The sequence below is a fragment of the Streptomyces sp. NPDC027672 genome, assembly GCF_055566335.1.
Map to the genome: position 1 here is coordinate 270,825 of NZ_JBVHSO010000001.1, position 17,367 is coordinate 288,191.

Genomic DNA, 17,367 nt, shown 5'->3' on the forward strand with positions numbered 1-17,367 from the left:
CCGGGCCCGTGCCGCCGGGCCGGGGCACGACCATGGCGGCCGTCCCGGTGCCGGTGCGCGGCTCCCAGGCGCCGGCGGCGGTGCGGGGGCCGCCGGCCCGGATCGGCGCCGCGGAGGGCCGGGGTCGGGGCCCGACGCCCGGCCTGGTGCCGGGGCCGGCGGTGCCGGGACCGCCAGCCCGGACCGGCGCCGCGGGGGACCGTGGCCGGGGCCGGAGGTCCGGCCCGGCGCCGCGGAAGGGGGGCGTGGCCGGGGCCGGGCCCGTGCCGCCGGGCCGGGGCACGACCACGGCGGCCGTCCCGGTGCCGGTGCGCGGCTCCCAGGCGCCGGCGGCGGTGCGCTCCTGCCAGGCCACGCTGAACGCGCTCTCCCCTCGGCACACCGCGGCTCCCCCCTTGCCCACGGCATGGGCGCAGGTCAACAGCCAGCCCGGGGCGATGAAGAACCCCGAACCCCAGTAAGCGTCACGTTCCGTTGCATGCCCGTCACCAGGTGCGCCGATGCGCGCGCGAGAGGGGCGCACCAGCTCCTCGAAGGCGCTCATACGGCGCCCGGGGCCGGGGACCGCGGCGGTACGACCGCCCCGCCCGGAGCCGCGGGATCCGAGCCGTCCGCCGTCGTGGCCGGTTCGGTCCAGGTCAGGGACACGGTGAAGGCAAGACGGGACCGGGGAACCATACGGCCGACGATCGCCCCTGAGACCGGAAGCGGCTGCTCGGCCGCACCGGGACGGTCCGCCGGCCCGGCTGGTTCGGCCGGCCCAGGGGGTCCGGTCCGGGGGCCCGGCCCGGTTGGTCCGGCCGGCCGGACGCGCTCCGCCCCGGGCTACGCGTCGCCCTCGCCGCTACTCGTCGTCCTCGTCGTCGAGCCGCGCGAGCCAGGTGGCCAGCCGCTCCACGGGCACCTCGAAGTCGGGGTTCAGGTCCACGAACGTGCGCAGCTGCTCGGCGAGCCACTCGAAGGTGACCTCTTCCTGGCCACGCCGCTTCTCCAACTCCTCGATACCGCGGTCGGTGAAGTACATAAGGGCACGTCTCCTGCGCAAACATCCAGCCGGCAACTCTCCCCACCACCCTAAGCGCCCCGGCCGCACGCACCTAGCCGCGGGCGGGCGCAGTCCTCCAGCGACCAGGCGCGGGCGGAGACGGAGGGGGCGCGGAGGGGCGCGGCCCGGTGCCGCCGGGGTCGCCCGCCTCCCTCGAACGGGTGTCTTGACTTCCGAATCCCGCGATATATCGTGTTGGATAGAGAACGCGATATGACGTGTCGCCGTACCCATGCCCGTCCAAGGGGGTCCCATGTCCGAGTGGTCCGTCAGCGAACCCCAGAAGCTGACCTTCGACGCCCCCGTGCGCGACGTGCGGGTCCGCATCGTGAACGGCACGGTGAACGTCGTCGGCACCGACGAGCCCGCCGCCCGCCTGGAGGTCTCGGAACTGGAAGGCCCGCCCCTGGTGGTCACCCGGAGCGGCGACACCCTCACCGTGGCCTATGAGGACCTTCCCTGGAGAGGCCTGCTCAAGTGGCTCGACCACAAGGGCTGGCGCCGCAGCGCCGTCGTCTCCCTGGCCGTCCCTGCGGACACCCGCGTGGAGGTCGGCGTGGTCGGCGCCGGGGCGGTCGTCTCGGGCATCCGCGGCCCCGCCGTGATCAAGGGCGTGACCGGGGACTCCACCCTGGTCGGCGTCTCGGGCCCGGTCCGCGCGGACACCGTCTCGGGGAGCGTGGAGGCGCAGGCGGTCACCGGGGACCTGAAGTTCCACTCGGTCTCGGGAGACCTCACCGTGGTGGAGGGCTCCGGCCCCTCCGTGCGGGCCGACACCGTCAGCGGTTCCATGATCGTCGACCTGGACCCGGACGGCCCCACGGACGTCGGCCTCACCAGCGTCTCCGGTGAGATCGCGATCCGTCTGCCGCACCCGGCGGACGCCGAGGTGGAGGCGAACACCGCGAGCGGCACGATCTCGAACGCCTTCGAGGGACTGCGGGTGCGCGGCCAGTGGGGCATGCACAAGGTCACCGGCCGCCTGGGCGCGGGCACGGGCAGACTGCGGGCCACCACGGTCTCCGGTTCGATCGCCCTGCTGCGCCGCCCGCACCGGGACGACGAGGACCCCGCCGCCCGGGACCCCGGCCCGGCGCAGACCCCCGACACCGCTTCCGCCCCGGCCGGTGACACGACCGACAAGAAGGTGCTCTGACATGCCTCCCGTCTTCGCCCACGGCCGTCTCCGCCTGTACCTGCTGAAACTGCTGGACGAGGCCCCTCGCCACGGCTATGAGGTGATCAGGCTCCTGGAAGAACGCTTCCAGGGTCTCTACGCCCCCTCGGCGGGCACGGTCTACCCGCGCCTGGCCAAGCTGGAGGCGGAGGGCCTGGTCCGGCACACCACGGAGGGCGGCCGCAAGGTGTACGCCATCACGGACGCGGGCCGCGCCGAGCTGGCCGGCCGCAGCGGTGAACTGGCCGACCTGGAGCTGGAGATCCGCGAGTCGGTCGCGGAGCTGGCCGCCGAGATACGGGCCGATGTGCGCGGCGCGGCCGGCGACCTGCGCCGCGAGATGCGCGCCGCGGCGTCCGAGGCCCGCCGGGACACCCGGGCCTCCGGCAGCGGTTCCCCATACGGGGAGTACGGCGAGCCGGCCGATACGGAGGCGTGGCAGGCCGCGAAGGAGGAGATGCGCCGGGTCAAGCAGGAGTGGAAGGAGCAGGCGCGGCGCGCGAAGGACGAGAGCCGCCGGGCCCGCGAGGAGGCCGAGCGGGCCCGCCGCCAGGCGCAGGAGGCCCAGGCACGGGCGCGGGCCCAGGCGCAGGAGGAGGTGCAGCGCATCGCCCGCCGCGTCCAGGACCGGGTCCAGGACCACTTCACGCGGGGCGACTGGCCGACCGGAGTCCGCGAGGGCCTGTCCGAACTGGCGAAGGAGTTCGGCGAGTTCGGCAGGGACTTCGGGAAGGGGCTCGGGAAGGACTTCGGCAAGGACCGGGGCGCCACCCGCACCGCCGGGGACGAGGCCGGACCGTCACCGTCCCCGGAGCCGCACATCACCGTCACCACGGAGGACTTCCCCGCCGCGTACGAACCGGCCTGGGCCCACGAGGACCCCACCGGTGATCCGGCCCGCGACCTGGACCGCCTCCTGGACCGCTTCCGTGACGACATCCGCGACACGGCCCGCGACCACGGCGTCACCCCGGCGCAGCTCCGCGAGGCCCGCCACCACCTCTCCGCGACGGCGGCCCGCATCGCGGCCCTCCTGCACACCCCGACCACCTGACCCGCCCCGGGACCCCGCGCCGCCCGCCCACCTGCCCGCCCGCCTGCCCGCTCACCTGCCCGCTCACCGAGGCCGGCGAGCGGGGTGGGCGGCACGGGGCCCGGAGCGAGCGCCCCGCTTCGGTCACCCGCCGGCCGGCCGGGACGGGCGGTCGGGCGGGCACACCCTCGACACCGCCTCGAACGTCACCCCGTGATCGGCCAGCACCTCACCCGCCACCCCCGGCAGCACCGTCAGCGCCAGCACCAGGTGCTGGTCCCCGATGAACCGCTCACGCCGGCCGTGGGCCACCCGCAGCGCCCGCTCCAGCACCTTCTTGGCCTCCCGGCCGAAGGCAGGCCGGCGGCCGGTCAGTACCGCCCGGTCCCCGGACAGCGCTCCGGCCCCGTGCACCTCCTCCACCCGCGCCACGATCTCCCCCACATCGATCCCGAGCCCGGCGAGCGCGTCCGCGTCGGCCCGGGTCAGTCCGGCCCGCCGCCGCGCCTCGGCCAGGGCCCGCCGCACCGGCTCCCGTGACTCCGCGAGCCCGAGGGCGGACAGCGCGGAAGAGGCCGGGCCGCCCGCACGGTCGAGCAGCGCCAGCAGCAGATGCCCGGCATCCACCGTCCGCGCCCCTCCCTCGCGCGCCTGCTCGACCGCCCCCGCGACCACCGCCCGCGCGTCCTTGGTGAACCGCTCGAACATCAACGCCTCCCGTACTTCTTGTGCACGGCCTGCCTGCTGACACCCAGCTCCGCGGCGATCTCCTGCCACGACCAGCCCTGAAGGCGGGCGCTGCGCACCTGGACCGCCTCCAACTGCTCCAGCAGCCTGCGCAGCGCGGCCACGGCCCGCAGCCCGATCCGTGGATCACGGTCGCCGGCACGCTCGGCGAGATCGGTTGCCTCACTCATAGCGTCAATCTAGGTTGACAATCTCCATCCGTCAACCACAGTTGACATCCGTCCCGCGCAAAAGGCGGGCCCGGCATCCGGACCCGCCTTCCGACCCAACGGCCTACAAAACGTCAGGAGTTGGTGAGCACGATCTTCCCGAACTGCTCCCCGGACGCCAGCCGTTCGAAGCCCTCGCGGGCCCGGTCCAACGACAGTTCCTCGTCGATGACGGGCCGTACACCGGTCGCGGCGCAGAAGGAGAGCAGATCCTCCAGCTCGTCCTTGGTGCCCATCGTGGAGCCGACCACCTTCAGTTCGAGGAAGAAGATCCGGGTCAGCTCGGCGTGCGAGGGCCGGTCCCCGCTGGTGGCCCCGGAGATGACGAGCGTGCCGCCGGGCCGCAGGGACTTCACCGAGTGGGACCAGGTGGCCGCGCCCACGGTCTCGATGACGGCGTCCACCCGCTGCGGCAGCCGGGCGCCCGGCTCCACCGCCTCCACGGCACCCAGCTCCAGGGCCCGCTTCCGCTTCGCCTCCTCCCGGCTGGTGGCGAAGACCCGCAGCCCGGCCGCCTTGCCGAGGACGATCGCGGCCGTGGCGACACCACCGCCCGCGCCCTGCACGAGGACGGAGTCACCGGGCCGTACCCCGGCGTTGGTGAACAGCATCCGGTAGGCCGTCAGCCAGGCGGTCGGCAGACAGGCGGCCTCCGCGAAGGAGAGCTGCTTCGGCTTGGGCAGGATGTTCCAGGCCGGCACGGCGACCTGTTCGGCGAAGGTGCCCTGGTAGCGCTCGGTGAGGATGGAGCGCGGTTCGTCGGGGCCGACCCCGTGGCCGGTCTGGCCGATGACGGAGTGCAGGACGACCTCGTTGCCGTCGGCGTCGATCCCGGCGGCGTCGCAGCCGAGGATCATCGGCAGCCGGTCTTCCGGGAGGCCGACACCCCGCAGGGACCAGAGGTCGTGGTGGTTGAGGGAGGCGGCCCGCACGGTGACGGTGCTCCAGCCGGGACGGGCCTCGGGAGCCGGACGCTCTCCCGACTCGAGGCCGGAGAGCGGCTGGTCGCGGTCGATTCTGGCGGCGTAGACAGCGAACATGGAGCCGACGATAGGGGCGCGGTGCCCCTGGCGGAACCACGGCGCTCTGTGACACATGCCCTCTTGCGCACCGCCGTCCATGCGGCGCAGCCCCGGCCGCGGCCGTGCGGCGCGGCCCGGCGGCGACCGCCCGAGGAAACCTCGCGCTCGCCCGGCCGACCGGGTGAGCGGGGCGAGAAAAACGGCCCCGCCCAGGCGGGCGGGGCCGTGGAGTGTCGCGTCAGCGGCGGGCGACGCCCTCCGCGCGCGCGGCGGCCGCGACCGCCGCGGTGACGGCCGGGGCGACCCGCTCGTCGAACGGCGACGGGATCACGTAGTCGGCGGCGAGGTCGTCACCGACCACCGAGGCCAGCGCCTCGGCGGCGGCGATCTTCATGCCCTCCGTGATCCGCGTGGCCCGCACCTGGAGCGCGCCGGCGAAGATCCCGGGGAAGGCCAGCACGTTGTTGATCTGGTTCGGGAAGTCCGAGCGCCCGGTGGCGACGACCGCCGCGTACTTGTGCGCGACGTCCGGGTGCACCTCGGGGTTCGGGTTGGCCATCGCGAACACGAAGGCGCCCTCGGCCATGGAGGCCACGGCGGCCTCCGGGACCGTACCGCCGGAGACGCCGATGAAGACGTCCGCGCCCGCGAGGGCGTCCTCCAGCGAGCCGGCGAGGCCGGCCTTGTTGGTGAAGCCGGCCAGCTCGCGCTTGACCGGGGTCAGGTCGTCCCGGTCGGCCGACACGACGCCCTTGCGGTCCGCCACCGCCACGTCCCCGATGCCGGCCTCGACCAGCATCCTGGCGATGGCGACACCGGCCGCGCCGGCGCCCGAGATGACGGCCCGCAACTGCCCGATCTCGCGCCCGCTCAGCCGCGCCGCGTTGCGCAGCGCCGCGAGCGTCACGACGGCCGTACCGTGCTGGTCGTCGTGGAAGACCGGGATGTCCAGGCGCTCCTGGAGCCGGCGCTCGATCTCGAAGCACCGGGGCGCCGAGATGTCCTCCAGGTTGACTCCGCCGAACGAGGGAGCCAGCCGGACGACGGTCTCGATGATGTCGTCCACGTCGGTGCAGTCGAGGGCGATCGGGACCGCGTCCACGCCGCCGAACTGCTTGAACAGGATCGCCTTGCCCTCCATCACGGGGAGGGAGGCCCGGGGACCGATGTCCCCGAGTCCGAGCACGGCCGTACCGTCGGTCACGACGGCGACCACGCCGGCCTTCCATGTGTAGTCGTTGACCAGCTCGGGCTGTTCCGCGATCGCGGTGCACACGCGCGCGACTCCGGGCGTGTACGCGAGGGAAAGGTCGTCCTTGTCGCGGACCGGCACGGTGGCCCGCACGGCCATCTTGCCGCCGCGGTGCAGCGCGAACGCCGGATCGAAGGAATCGAGGGGCTCGGCCCCGCCGTCCTGGTCCGTACCGGCGTCGCTGCGAGGATTGACGATCTCCGCTGCCACTTTGTCTTACCCCTTAGGTATGCATGGTTTGAGGGTCGACCACTCCTGGTGAGGGGTGGGCGGGCACCGCGTACGGCCCGATTGCTGATACGTGCGAGGCCGTACGCGACGGGCGCGCCGCACACGCGCCCTGAGCCCCGGATGAGGGGTGTAAAGAACCTTCTTACCGGACGGGCGGCACCCGCGACGAGTCCAATAGGTCCAAGGTCACATCCGGGAACCGGAAGGCGACTCGAAAGTGACACGCGGCCGACGGGCCGGAATGGCGGGAAATCACCCGGGCCCGGCTGCCCACATGATGAGACACGCCGAAGATTCTCCGGTCGGAGGGCCGGATTCCCGTAGAAGGTTCGGCGGCTATGGACCAAGGATGTACCGACCTGAGGCGATTCGGGGGTCACCCGTTATCCGATTTTGACATAGCGGGTCCTCTGAATGGCCTAGTCCGAATGGCAAGATGCCGTAAACCCACGAGGTCGCGACACCCGAAGGTGTGTGTTTCCGTCGACCCATCGGCAACTCTTCCCATCCGCCGGAGGAACCACGATGACCGCAAGCTCCACCCGTCGTACCACCGCCGCGCGCTCACGTCTGGCCGCGGTCGGTGCGATCGCGGTCGCAGGCACCCTGCTGCTCACCGGCTGCGGTGACCAGACGAAGGACAAGAACAAGGACTCCGGCAGCGCGTCCACCAGCAGCGCCCCGCTCGCCGACAAGCTCCCGCAGGAGATCCGGAGCAAGGGCAAGCTCAGGGTCGGGACGGACGCGGCGTACGCGCCGATGGAGTTCAAGGACTCGTCCGGCAAGATCGTCGGCATGGACCCCGACCTGGCGGTGGCCCTGGGCAAGCAGCTCGGGGTGACGTTCGAATTCCAGAACGGCACCTTCGACACCCTGGTCACCGGTCTGCGCTCGGACCGCTACGACATCGCGATGTCGGCGATGACGGACACCAGGAACCGTCAGGAGGGCGTCGACCCGGAGACGGGCAAGAAGGTCGGCGAGGGCGTCGACTTCGTCGACTACCTGACCGCCGGCGTCTCTATCTACACCCGCAAGGGCGACACCCAGGGGATCAACGACTGGGCGGACCTGTGCGGCAAGAAGCTGGCCGTGCAGCGCGGCACCACCTCCGAGGACCTGGCCAAGGCGAAGTCCAAGGAGTGTCGTGGCGGCAAGAAGATCACCATCGAGCCCTTCGACGACAACGAGCAGGCCCAGACCCGGCTGCGCTCGGGCGGCGCGGACGCCCTGTCGGCCGACTTCACGGTCGCCGCGTACGGCGTGAAGACCTCCGGCGGCGGCAAGGACTTCCAGATCGTCGGCGACCAGGTGGACGCCGCTCCGTACGGCATCGCCGTCGCCAAGAAGGACACCCAACTGCGCGATGCCCTCCAGGCCGCGATGAACGCGCTGATCAAGAACGGCGAGTACCAGAAGATCCTCGACAAGTGGGGCGCGCAGGACGGCGCCGTCAAGGAGTCCGTGATCAACGGCGGCAAGTGACCCGCGATCGACGACAGCGGCCACTGAGAGGCACTACCCGTGACTGACATACAAAAGACGGCGCGCCCGGGCGGCACGCCGGCGGCCGGCGCCGAGGCCGTCAAGGCCGTCCCGGTCCGGCACTACGGACGGTACGTTTCCGCCGTGATCGCGATCGCGCTGCTCGTCGCGATCGTCTACGCGTTCGGCCAGGGCAAGATCAACTGGCACGCGGTTCCCGAGTACTTCTTCGACGACCGGATCATGACCGGTGTCGGCAAGACCCTCCTGCTGACGGTCCTGTCGATGCTGATCGGCATCGTCGGCGGCATCGTCCTGGCGGTGATGCGGCTGTCGAAGAACCCGGTGACCTCCTCCATCGCCTGGTTCTACATCTGGTTCTTCCGCGGCACCCCGGTCCTGGTCCAGCTCTTCCTCTGGTTCAACCTGGGCCTGGTCTTCGAGTACATCAACCTGATGCCGATCTACAAGGACTACTGGTCGAACTTCATGACGCCGCTGCTGACGGCGTTGCTCGGCCTGGGTCTGAACGAGGCGGCGTACATGGCCGAGATCTGCCGGGCCGGCCTGCTCGCGGTGGACGAGGGGCAGACCGAGGCGGCCCACGCGCTCGGCATGAGCCACAGCAAGACCCTGCGCCGGGTGGTCATCCCGCAGGCGATGCGCGTGATCGTGCCGCCGACGGGCAACGAAGTGATCAACATGCTGAAGACGACCTCGCTCGTCGCGGCCGTCCAGTATCCCGAACTGTTCCGCTACGCCCAGGACATCGGCCAGAACTCCGGTGCCCCGGTGGAGATGTACTTCCTCGCCGCCGCCTGGTACCTGCTGATGACCTCGGTGCTGAGCGTGGGCCAGTACTACGTCGAGCGGTACTACGCCCGCGGCTCCAGCCGCCAACTGCCGCCCACTCCGTGGCAGAAAGTGAAGGCCAACATGCTGTCGCTGGGCCGCCCGAAGGGAGCGGTGGGCGCATGACCGAGAAGCTGAGCAAGACGCAGGACACCCCGGTCCAGGACACCGTCCCGATGGTCAGGGCACAGGGTGTGCACAAGTCCTTCGGCCATGTCGAGGTGCTGAAGGGCATCGACCTGGAGGTGAAGCCGGGCGAGGTGTTCTGCCTCATCGGGCCCTCCGGTTCCGGCAAGTCGACCTTCCTGCGCTGCATCAACCACCTGGAGAAGATCAACGCCGGGCGGCTGTACGTCGACGGCGAGCTGGTCGGCTACCGCCAGCAGGGCGACAAGCTGTACGAGCTGCGCGACCGCGAGGTCGCCATGAAGCGCCGTGACATCGGCATGGTCTTCCAGCGCTTCAACCTGTTCCCGCACATGACGGCCGTGGAGAACGTCATGGAGGCGCCGGTGCAGGTGAAGGGCGCCAACCGGAACGACGCCAGGGAACGCGCCATGCAACTGCTGGAGCGGGTCGGCCTGGCCGAGCGCGCCGGGCACTACCCGTCGCAGCTCTCCGGCGGCCAGCAGCAGCGCGTGGCGATCGCCCGGGCCCTGGCGATGGACCCGAAGCTGATGCTGTTCGACGAGCCGACCTCGGCCCTGGACCCGGAGCTGGTCGGTGACGTCCTGGACGTCATGCGGGACCTCGCCGAGTCCGGCATGACCATGGTCGTCGTCACCCACGAGATGGGTTTCGCCCGGGAGGTGGGCGACAGCCTGGTGTTCATGGACGACGGTGTGGTGGTCGAGTCCGGCCTGCCGCGGGACGTCCTGACGAACCCGCAGCACGAGCGGACGCAGTCGTTCCTGTCGAAGGTGCTGTGAGGCCCTGTCCGCAGTGCGGTAAGGGCCTGCCCGAGGCGCAGTAAGGCGCAGTTCGCGGCGCGGTGAGGCCCTGTCCTCGGCGCGGTAAGACCCTGTCCGCGGCGCGAGGCGCTACGGCGGGCCGGTCGCCCGGCGACACGGGGAGGGGCGGTGACGGGATTCCCGTACCGCCCCTCCCGCCCGTCCGGGCCTACTTGAGCGCGAGCAGCAGGGTGTCGGAGGGCGAGCACCACACCGGCCGGGCCTCGCCGAAGCCGTGCGCCCGCAGTGCCTGGGCGTGCCAGGCCGCGGACGGCGTCTCGCCGTCGGCGTGGGCGCCGTAGATCTCGAAGCGGCGTGCCGTGGGCGCGGCGAGGACCGGGTCCTGGGCCGCCAGCGCCCACCACTGCTCCCAGTCCAGCGCGCCGTCGCGCCTGGCCTGCTCCCTGCGGGCGCGCCGCTGGGCCTGCTCGGCCGCGTTGATCCGGGGCGTGGTGTCGTCGATCATGTGGTCGGCGTTCAGGAAGACGCCTCCGTCGCGCACGAGCCCGGCGAGCCGGCCGTACAGCGTGCCGAGCGCGTCCTTGCGCAGCCAGTGGAGGGCCGTGGCCGTGAGAATCGCGTCGTAGGTGTCGTACGGCAGCCGGTCCGGCCAGCCGGGGTCCGTCAGGTCGGCCTCGACGAAGGTGACGCGGTCGTCGTCCGCGAAGGTGCCGCGGGCGATGGCGAGCAGGGCGGGGTCGAGGTCGACGCCGGTGCTGGTGGCGTCCGGGAAGCGGGCGAGCAGCCGGGCGGTGATGGTGCCGGTGCCGCAGGCGAGGTCGAGGACGCGCGGCCGGGGTCCGGTGAACGCCTCGACCATGTCGAGCATGATCCGGAACCGCTCCTCGCGGTCGGGCATGTACCACTCCTGCTGCCGGTCCCAGCTCTCCTGCCAGGCGAGCCAGTCGGTTCCGGTACTGACGGTCATGAGAGCCCTCGTCTCCGCACACATACGTAATACCCTGGACGCACGACCGGCTGTTACCCGACCGCAGACACGACCCTAAGACGCCCGCGTAAGGACTACAAGTGGAACTGGCCTATTACTCGGATTACGCCGTACGTCTCGTCAACAGCGAGGAACCGGCCCGGGGCAAGGACACCCTGACCACGGTGGAGGCCGTCCGCGACCTCTTCGGCGTCAACGCGTCGGCCGCCCGTCGCGCCACCGACGCCGACGTCACCCGCTTCCGCTCGGTCCGGGCGCGGCTGCGCGCGGTCTTCGAGTCCGCCGACCAGGGCGACGAGACCCTGGCCGTGGACCTGCTCAACTCGCTGCTGCTGGAGTTCCCGGTCAGCCCGCAGATCTCCGGGCACGACTTCCGCGACGACGACGGCCGGCCGCTGTGGCACATGCACCTGGCCGACCACCCCTCCAACGCCACCGCCGGCTACGCGGCGATCGCGGCGATGGGCCTCGCCTTCCACCTCACCGAGTACGGCGTCGACCGGCTCGGCCTGTGCCAGGCGCCGCCGTGCCGCAACGCCTACCTGGACACCTCCACCAACCGCTCCCGGCGCTACTGCTCGGACCGCTGCGCCACCCGCGCCAACGTGGCCGCCTACCGGGCCCGCAAGCGTCTGGAGGCCGACCGGCCGGGCAGCAGCGGCCGGGCCGCCGAGAACGCCCAGCGCAGCAGCGCCAGCGGCGAGCGCTGATCCGCCCGGGCCGGCCGGAAGCGGAACCACGCCTTGCCCAGGATCAGTTCCTCGGGCACGACCCCGTAGTCCGTGCTGTCGCCGCCCGCGTAGGGGTTGTCCCCGAGCACCCACCAGCCGCCGTCGCGCCGCTCCACGGCCCGCTTGACCACCAGCAGGTCCTGCTGGAAGGGGTGGCGCAGGACCACCACGTCACCGGCCCTGACCTCGCCCCCGTACCGCACCAGCAGTTGGTCGCCGTGACGCAGCGTGGGCACCATGGACGGGCCGGTCACCTCGGCCAGTCCGAAGGGCGCCACGGCCCTGCCCCGTTCGCTGTCCTGCGACAGTTCCGGCATCCCCGGCACCTCCCCGGTCCGTTCCTCCACCAGTCTCAGTCTCACCCTGGACTTTTGTCCTAAGCCCTAGGGGGCAGCCGAGAAATCGCGTTCCTCAGGGAGTAATGTCGCACCTGAGAAGACGATCACGAGGAAGGAATGCTCCATGCTTTCCCGCCTGTTTGCCCCCAAGGTCAAGGTCAGCGCCCACTGCGACCTGCCCTGCGGCGTGTACGACCCGGCCCAGGCCCGCATCGAGGCGGAGTCGGTGAAGGCCGTCCAGGAGAAGATGGCCGGCAACGCCGACCCGCACTTCCAGGCTCGCGCCACCGTCATCAAGGAGCAGCGCGCGGAGCTGGCGAAGCACCACGTCTCCGTCCTGTGGAGCGACTACTTCAAGGCCCCGCACTTCGAGAAGTACCCGGAGCTGCACCAGCTGGTCAACGACGCCCTGAAGGCCCTCTCGGCCGCCAAGGCGTCGACCGACCCGGCGACGGGCCAGAAGGCCCTGGACTACATCGAGCAGATCTCCAAGATCTTCTGGGAGACCAAGCAGGCCTGACCCCCGGGTCCTCCCTGGCCCCCCGGCCGCGCCCGGCCCGCGTCCCGCCGTCTTCGGCGGGTGTGCGGGCCGGGCGCGGTTCTTTTTCGCCCGCGCCGCGAACTTCCCGAACTCGGCGGTGGGCCGCGGGCCTTGGCCGGGGTTGTGCCAAGCTGGGTGGGTGACCGCTCTGGAGGATCTGAGACGGCTGCGGCGTGTGCGGGACCGGATGGACCGGGAGTACGCCGAGCCGCTCGACATGACCGAGCTGGCCCGGGACGCCCTGATGTCCCCGGGCCACTTCCAGCGCAGCTTCCGCAAGGCGTTCGGCGAGACGCCGTACAGCTATCTCATGACCCGCCGGATCGAGCGGGCCAAGACGCTGCTGCGCCGGGGCGACCTCACCGTGACCGAGGTGTGCCTCGCCGTCGGCTGTACCTCCCTCGGCTCCTTCAGCTCCCGCTTCACCGAGCTGGTCGGCGAGACGCCGAGCGCCTATCGCGCCCGCGACCACCAGGAGAGCGCGGTGATCCCGTCCTGTGTGGCCCGCAGGCTGACCCGGCCGCGCCGCCGTCCGTACTGAGGCACGGTGTGCCGGCCCGCTCTAGGGTGTGGCCATGGATGTGAAACTCGCTCAGTGCTTCCTCGCGGTGGACGACCATGCCAAGGCCATCGCCTTCTACCGCGATGTGCTCGGCATGGAGATCCGCAACGACGTGGGGTTCGAGGGGATGCGCTGGGTGACCGTGGGCTCCCCGCTCCAGCCGGACGTGGAGATCGTCCTGGAGCCGCCGGACGCGAGCCCGGACGCCTCCCCCGCCGACAAGCAGGCGCTCAACGAACTCCTCGCCAAGGGCCTGCTGCGCGGGGTCATCTTCACCACCCCCGACTGCGACGCGCTGTACGAGCGGGTACGGGAGTCCGGCGCCGACGTCCTCCAGGAGCCGACGGACCAGCCGTACGGCGTGCGGGACTGCGCCTTCCGGGACCCGGCGGGCAACCAGCTCCGCTTCCTCGAACGCCCCACGGGCTGACAGCCGCCGGGCGGACAGCCGTCTGGCCGGGAACCGCCCGCTCCCGGCCCCGCCGGCTCAGCCCCAGGGTTCCACGTCCACCACGGCCTCGGCCGGCACGGGACCGTACACGTGCGGGAACTCCTCCCCGCCCGGCTCCGCCGCCTCGTACCGCACCGGCGCCCCGACCCGGGCCGGGTCCACCACCAGGACGACCAGCTCGTCCGGGCCGTCGTAGCCGCCGTAGAGGAACTCGGCGATCCGCGGGAGCTGTTCCCGGGTGGAGAAGTGGATGAAGCCCTCCTCCTGGAGGGTGCGGCCCCGGGTGGACCGCTCATAGGCGCCCCGCTCCCGTGCCGCCTCCCACAGGGCACGCTCGGTGATGTGCAGGATGTACGGCAGTTTCGGCATGCGCCCACGCTACGGCGTGCCGGGCGGCTCCGGCGCCCGGACCGTGCCGTTCTACGCGTCGGCGGACGGGCCGGGACCCGAAGGGCCGGGGCCGGAGGGACTTGGACCGGAGGAGCCTGCACCCGAGGGCCCGGGTCCGGTGTGCCGCTCGCCCGCGGCGGGCCGGGCCGGGTCCGTGTCGGCGCGGGCCGCGCAGCCGGGGTTGTGGCAGGGGCCGGGGCCCCAGACCGGTACCCAGGCGCCCAGCGTCTTGTGCCGCTTGACGACCGTCCCGACGGGCTGTCCGCAGACGGGACAGACGGATTCCTCGCTGCCCATGCCCTCAGGGTAGAGCGGCCGGGGCCGCGGCGCTTCCCGTCCGCCGCCGGCACCGGTCCCGGCGACGGACGGCGGCCCCGCACACCGTGGCGAAGTGCGGGGCCCGCCTGGCCGGAACCCCGGTGGAGCGTGCGAGGCCGGCACGCGCCCGAGGGCTCCGGGTTCTCCCCGGCCGCCGGTCCGGCGGCCTCAGCTGGTGCGCCGGGTGACGAACTCGGCGAGCGCCAGCAGACCGCCCGCCGCCTCCGGGTCGGGGATCGCGCGGGTCAGTTCCTGCACGGCCCGGGCCATCCGGTCGGCGGCCTCGGCCTGCGCCCAGTCCCGGCCGCCGGCCCGCTCCACCGCCAGTGCCGTACGCGCGATCTCCCCGTCCTCGCCCCCCTCCCTGGGATACGGCCTCGCGTACATCTCGGCGAGGTCGGCCGCGCCCGGCGCACCGGAGGTGAGCGCCGCCACCACCGGCAGGGACTTCTTGCGGGCGGCGAGATCCGCGCCGACCGGTTTGCCGGTGCGCCGTGGGTCTCCCCATATGCCGATGACGTCGTCGATCAGTTGGAAGGCGAGCCCCGCCTGGCGGCCGAAACCGTCCAGCGCGGCGACATCCGCCTCGTCGGCTCCCGCGTACAGCGCGCCGAGTGCGCAGGCACAGCCCAGCAGCGCGCCCGTCTTGGCCTCGGCCATGGCCAGCACCTCGTCCAGCGTCACCGCGTCCGGTGCGCGCTGCTCCAGTTCGCTGTCGGCGTGCTGGCCCTCGCATAGCTCCATGACGCAGGTGGTGAGCCGGGCCGCGGCGCGAGCGGAGGCCGGGTGCGGGTCCTCGGCGAGCAGTCGCAGGGCCAGCGCCTGGAGGGCGTCCCCGGCCAGGATCGCGTCGGTGTCCCCGAACACCGTCCAGGCCGTCGGCCGGTGCCGGCGGGTGGTGTCCCGGTCCATCACGTCGTCGTGCAACAGCGTGAAGTTGTGGACCAGTTCGACCGCCGCCGCCGCGCGGACGGCCGCCGCCCGGGCCGCCGGGCCGCCCAGGGCCGCGGCGGCCGCCAGCACGAGTGCCGGTCTGATCGCCTTGCCCGCGTTGCCCGCCGCCGGTGTGCCGTCGGCGTGCTGCCAGCCGAAGTGGTAGAGCCCGATCCGGCGCATGGAGGCGGGCAGCGACTCCACGGCGGCGCGCAGCTCCGGGTCGACCAGGGCCCGGGTGCGTTCCAGTTGCGCCGCCGCCTCCTGCCCGTCGGGCGGGCCGGCGGTGCTCCCGGTCATCCCCCGGTGCTCCCCCGCCGGGTCGGGCGGCACGCCGGGGGAACGCTCGTCGGTTGTCGTCATGGACTCGGTCATGTCTCCCCCTCGGCTGGTCCGCACGGGCCGGCGTCGCCGCCCCGGCGGGACCCGCGCCCCGGGGACCTGCGCCTTTCGGCGGCCGGGGGCACGGGCGCGGTGTGCGGGGACGTCACCTCCACCGGCCGATCTCGACGTTCTCCAGTACGCCGAGCGCGTCGGGCACGAGAACGGCCGCCGAGTAGTACGCCGTCACCAGGTACTTGATGATCGCCTGTTCGTTGATGCCCATGAACCGGACCGACAGGCTCGGTTCGATCTCGTCCGGGAGGCCGGACTGCCGCAGGCCGATGACGCCCTGCTCGGACTCGCCGGTACGCATGGCGATGATCGAGGTCGTCCGGGCCTCGGTGATCGGGATCTTGTTGCACGGGTAGATCGGCACCCCGCGCCAGGTGGGGATGCGGTTCCCGGCGATGTCGATGGTCTCCGGGACCAGCCCCCGCTTGTTCAGCTCGCGGCCGATCGCGGAGATGGCGCGCGGGTGGGCGAGGAGCAGCTTGGTGCCCCGGCGGCGGCTGAGGAGTTCGTCCAGGTCGTCCGGGGTCGGCGCGCCCTCGTGCGGCTGGATCCGCTGGTCGTACTCGCAGTTGCTGAGCAGGCCGAACTCCGGGTTGTTGACCAGCTCGTGCTCCTGGCGCTCCTTCAGCGCCTCGACGGTGAGCCGCAGCTGCTGCTCGGTCTGGTTCATCGGCTGGTTGTAGAGGTCGGCCACGCGCGAGTGGATGCGCAGCACGGTCTGGGCGATGCTCAGTTCGTACTCGCGGGGCCGTGATTCGTAGTCCACGAAGGTGTGCGGGATGTCCGGCTCGCCGGAGTGGCCGGCCGCCAGCTCGACCTCCTTCTCGCCGTACCTGTTGGTCCGCTGCTGGGGGATCGCGCGGAGCCCTTCGAGATGCGCCCGCAGCGTCTCGGAGCGCTCCGCCACCTGCTCGAAGTCCTGCCGGCTGAGCACCAGCACCGTGCTCGCCGTGTCCGCGCGGACGGTGTGCTCCCAGATCGCCTCCGGGTCGAGCAGCGCCTGGTCGCCGAAGTAGGCGCCGTCCGCGAGGACACCGAGGACGGCGTCGTCGCCGTAGGGACCCGTGCCGATCTTCTCGACCCGGCCGTGGGCGAGGAGATAGACCTCCTGCGTCGGGTTGCCGAAGTCGGCGATCACCTCGCCGGGGGCGAACTGGCGCTGACGGCAGCGCCGGGCCAGCTCCGTCAGCACCTCCTCGTCCCCGTACGACCGCAGGGCCGGCAGTTCACCCAGTTCGTTCGGGATGACCTCCACCTGGTTGCCGGTCTTCACGAAGGTGATGCGTCCGTCCCCGACGGCGTACGTCAGCCGCCTGTTCACCCGGTAGGTGCCGCCTTGGACGTCCACCCAGGGAAGCGTGCGCAGCAGCCAGCGGGAGCTGATCTCCTGCATCTGCGGCACGGACTTCGTGGTGGTGGCCAGATTCCGCGCGGCGGCCGTCCCGAGGGACTGCTGCGGCCTGTCCTGATCCGTGCGGACCTCATCGCCTACCGACATAGAGAAACGCCCTCCCATGTAATGCCCGGTGCCCACGCGCACGGCGCACCGGTCTCACGTCCGAGCGTCCCAGCGCGGAACGTGGTGGCGCCATTACCCGAAAGAGCGGGAATGGATCATCGGATTACTGGGCACAACGAGGGATCTCGTCCAGTGCCGCACAGCGCTCGCCCGCTGTCCGGATCGGCTCGCACACCATACGAACGAGGTGTTCCGCGACGTCCGGTTTCGGTAGAAGCAGGCAGGACGCCCGACCG

General features: G+C 72.0%; 21 protein-coding genes. 10 read left to right on the forward strand and 11 right to left on the reverse strand.

Annotated features, from left to right (window positions below; translation table 11 throughout):
• Nucleotides 1-245 precede the first annotated feature (245 nt).
• A complete protein-coding gene (locus tag ACZ4SV_RS01160; RefSeq protein WP_468000508.1) occupies nucleotides 246-461 on the forward strand; it encodes a hypothetical protein in 216 nt (71 codons plus the stop codon).
• A gap of 383 nt (nucleotides 462-844) precedes the next feature.
• Here the strand turns inward: ACZ4SV_RS01160 and ACZ4SV_RS01165 are convergent, their stop codons facing one another.
• The gene (locus tag ACZ4SV_RS01165) at nucleotides 845-1,024 is read right to left on the reverse strand and encodes a DUF6104 family protein (protein WP_010476542.1); all 180 of its coding nucleotides are present in this window, start codon (nucleotides 1,022-1,024) and stop codon (nucleotides 845-847) included.
• Between the two features lie 274 nt (nucleotides 1,025-1,298).
• Here ACZ4SV_RS01165 and ACZ4SV_RS01170 point away from each other — a divergent pair, with 274 nt between their 5' ends.
• Both ACZ4SV_RS01170 and ACZ4SV_RS01175 read left to right on the forward strand, forming a co-directional pair.
• Nucleotides 1,299-2,201, forward strand: a complete 903-nt coding sequence (locus tag ACZ4SV_RS01170; RefSeq protein ID WP_397940186.1) for a DUF4097 family beta strand repeat-containing protein — start codon at nucleotides 1,299-1,301, stop codon at nucleotides 2,199-2,201.
• A 1-nt stretch (nucleotide 2,202) separates the two neighbouring features.
• Entirely contained in the window at nucleotides 2,203-3,276 is a 1,074-nt protein-coding gene (locus ACZ4SV_RS01175; protein WP_468000511.1) for a PadR family transcriptional regulator, read from the forward strand.
• 123 nt (nucleotides 3,277-3,399) lie between these two features.
• On the opposite strand, the gene ACZ4SV_RS01180 is transcribed toward ACZ4SV_RS01175, so the two are convergent.
• The 4 genes from ACZ4SV_RS01180 to ACZ4SV_RS01195 all read right to left on the reverse strand — a co-directional run bounded on the left by ACZ4SV_RS01180 (nucleotide 3,400) and on the right by ACZ4SV_RS01195 (nucleotide 6,695).
• Nucleotides 3,400-3,963 carry a Clp protease N-terminal domain-containing protein gene (locus tag ACZ4SV_RS01180; protein ID WP_468000513.1) on the reverse strand — a complete coding sequence of 188 codons (564 nt, stop codon included), beginning with the start codon at nucleotides 3,961-3,963 and terminating at the stop codon, nucleotides 3,400-3,402.
• Nucleotides 3,963-4,172, reverse strand: coding sequence for a sigma factor-like helix-turn-helix DNA-binding protein (locus ACZ4SV_RS01185; RefSeq protein ID WP_365879302.1), 210 nt, complete (start codon nucleotides 4,170-4,172; stop codon nucleotides 3,963-3,965). The genes ACZ4SV_RS01180 and ACZ4SV_RS01185 overlap by 1 nt, the downstream gene beginning before the upstream one ends.
• 113 nt (nucleotides 4,173-4,285) lie before the next feature.
• Entirely contained in the window at nucleotides 4,286-5,251 is a 966-nt protein-coding gene (locus ACZ4SV_RS01190) for a zinc-binding dehydrogenase (RefSeq protein WP_468000515.1), read from the reverse strand.
• Between the two features lie 220 nt (nucleotides 5,252-5,471).
• On the reverse strand, nucleotides 5,472-6,695 hold the full coding sequence (locus ACZ4SV_RS01195; protein WP_468000517.1) for an NAD(P)-dependent malic enzyme: 1,224 nt from the start codon (nucleotides 6,693-6,695) through the stop codon (nucleotides 5,472-5,474).
• Nucleotides 6,696-7,241: 546 nt separating this feature from the next.
• Between ACZ4SV_RS01195 and ACZ4SV_RS01200 the strand changes: the two genes are divergently transcribed.
• The 3 genes from ACZ4SV_RS01200 to ACZ4SV_RS01210 are packed head-to-tail and all read left to right on the forward strand — an operon-like array spanning nucleotide 7,242 to nucleotide 9,982.
• Nucleotides 7,242-8,201: an ABC transporter substrate-binding protein gene (locus tag ACZ4SV_RS01200; RefSeq protein WP_397940194.1), complete on the forward strand. Its 960-nt coding sequence runs from the start codon at nucleotides 7,242-7,244 to the stop codon at nucleotides 8,199-8,201.
• Between the two features lie 39 nt (nucleotides 8,202-8,240).
• Nucleotides 8,241-9,179, forward strand: coding sequence for an amino acid ABC transporter permease (locus tag ACZ4SV_RS01205; RefSeq protein ID WP_365879294.1), 939 nt, complete (start codon nucleotides 8,241-8,243; stop codon nucleotides 9,177-9,179).
• Entirely contained in the window at nucleotides 9,176-9,982 is an 807-nt protein-coding gene (locus ACZ4SV_RS01210; protein ID WP_468000520.1) for an amino acid ABC transporter ATP-binding protein, read from the forward strand. The genes ACZ4SV_RS01205 and ACZ4SV_RS01210 overlap by 4 nt, the downstream gene beginning before the upstream one ends.
• A 190-nt stretch (nucleotides 9,983-10,172) precedes the next feature.
• On the opposite strand, the gene ACZ4SV_RS01215 is transcribed toward ACZ4SV_RS01210, so the two are convergent.
• Complete coding sequence (locus tag ACZ4SV_RS01215) at nucleotides 10,173-10,931, reverse strand: class I SAM-dependent methyltransferase (RefSeq protein ID WP_468000522.1); 759 nt, start codon at nucleotides 10,929-10,931, stop codon at nucleotides 10,173-10,175.
• 101 nt (nucleotides 10,932-11,032) lie between these two features.
• On the opposite strand from ACZ4SV_RS01215, the gene ACZ4SV_RS01220 reads away from it, so the two are divergent.
• Nucleotides 11,033-11,662 carry a CGNR zinc finger domain-containing protein gene (locus tag ACZ4SV_RS01220; RefSeq protein ID WP_397948537.1) on the forward strand — a complete coding sequence of 210 codons (630 nt, stop codon included), beginning with the start codon at nucleotides 11,033-11,035 and terminating at the stop codon, nucleotides 11,660-11,662.
• Here ACZ4SV_RS01220 and sodX read toward each other — a convergent pair.
• Nucleotides 11,566-12,000 (reverse strand): nickel-type superoxide dismutase maturation protease, encoded by a 435-nt coding sequence (sodX, locus tag ACZ4SV_RS01225; RefSeq protein ID WP_365879288.1) that lies wholly within the window; start codon nucleotides 11,998-12,000, stop codon nucleotides 11,566-11,568. The two genes, ACZ4SV_RS01220 and sodX, sit on opposite strands and share 97 nt — an antisense overlap.
• A gap of 145 nt (nucleotides 12,001-12,145) precedes the next feature.
• On the opposite strand from sodX, the gene sodN reads away from it, so the two are divergent.
• The 3 genes from sodN (at nucleotide 12,146) to ACZ4SV_RS01240 (ending at nucleotide 13,554) form a co-directional block, all read left to right on the forward strand.
• Nucleotides 12,146-12,541, forward strand: coding sequence for a superoxide dismutase, Ni (sodN, locus tag ACZ4SV_RS01230; protein WP_365879286.1), 396 nt, complete (start codon nucleotides 12,146-12,148; stop codon nucleotides 12,539-12,541).
• 208 nt (nucleotides 12,542-12,749) lie between these two features.
• Nucleotides 12,750-13,103: a helix-turn-helix transcriptional regulator gene (locus ACZ4SV_RS01235; RefSeq protein WP_365879311.1), complete on the forward strand. Its 354-nt coding sequence runs from the start codon at nucleotides 12,750-12,752 to the stop codon at nucleotides 13,101-13,103.
• A 34-nt stretch (nucleotides 13,104-13,137) separates the two neighbouring features.
• Entirely contained in the window at nucleotides 13,138-13,554 is a 417-nt protein-coding gene (locus ACZ4SV_RS01240) for a VOC family protein (RefSeq protein ID WP_468000525.1), read from the forward strand.
• A 57-nt stretch (nucleotides 13,555-13,611) separates the two neighbouring features.
• Here the strand turns inward: ACZ4SV_RS01240 and ACZ4SV_RS01245 are convergent, their stop codons facing one another.
• From ACZ4SV_RS01245 to ACZ4SV_RS01260, 4 genes are all read right to left on the reverse strand, one after another.
• A complete protein-coding gene (locus ACZ4SV_RS01245) occupies nucleotides 13,612-13,944 on the reverse strand; it encodes a DUF952 domain-containing protein (protein WP_397981538.1) in 333 nt (110 codons plus the stop codon).
• A 51-nt stretch (nucleotides 13,945-13,995) separates the two neighbouring features.
• On the reverse strand, nucleotides 13,996-14,262 hold the full coding sequence (locus tag ACZ4SV_RS01250) for a hypothetical protein (protein ID WP_468000527.1): 267 nt from the start codon (nucleotides 14,260-14,262) through the stop codon (nucleotides 13,996-13,998).
• A gap of 189 nt (nucleotides 14,263-14,451) precedes the next feature.
• Nucleotides 14,452-15,591, reverse strand: coding sequence for a family 2 encapsulin nanocompartment cargo protein polyprenyl transferase (locus ACZ4SV_RS01255; protein WP_468000529.1), 1,140 nt, complete (start codon nucleotides 15,589-15,591; stop codon nucleotides 14,452-14,454).
• Between the two features lie 112 nt (nucleotides 15,592-15,703).
• Nucleotides 15,704-17,110: a family 2B encapsulin nanocompartment shell protein gene (locus tag ACZ4SV_RS01260; RefSeq protein WP_468000531.1), complete on the reverse strand. Its 1,407-nt coding sequence runs from the start codon at nucleotides 17,108-17,110 to the stop codon at nucleotides 15,704-15,706.
• Nucleotides 17,111-17,367 lie beyond the last annotated feature (257 nt).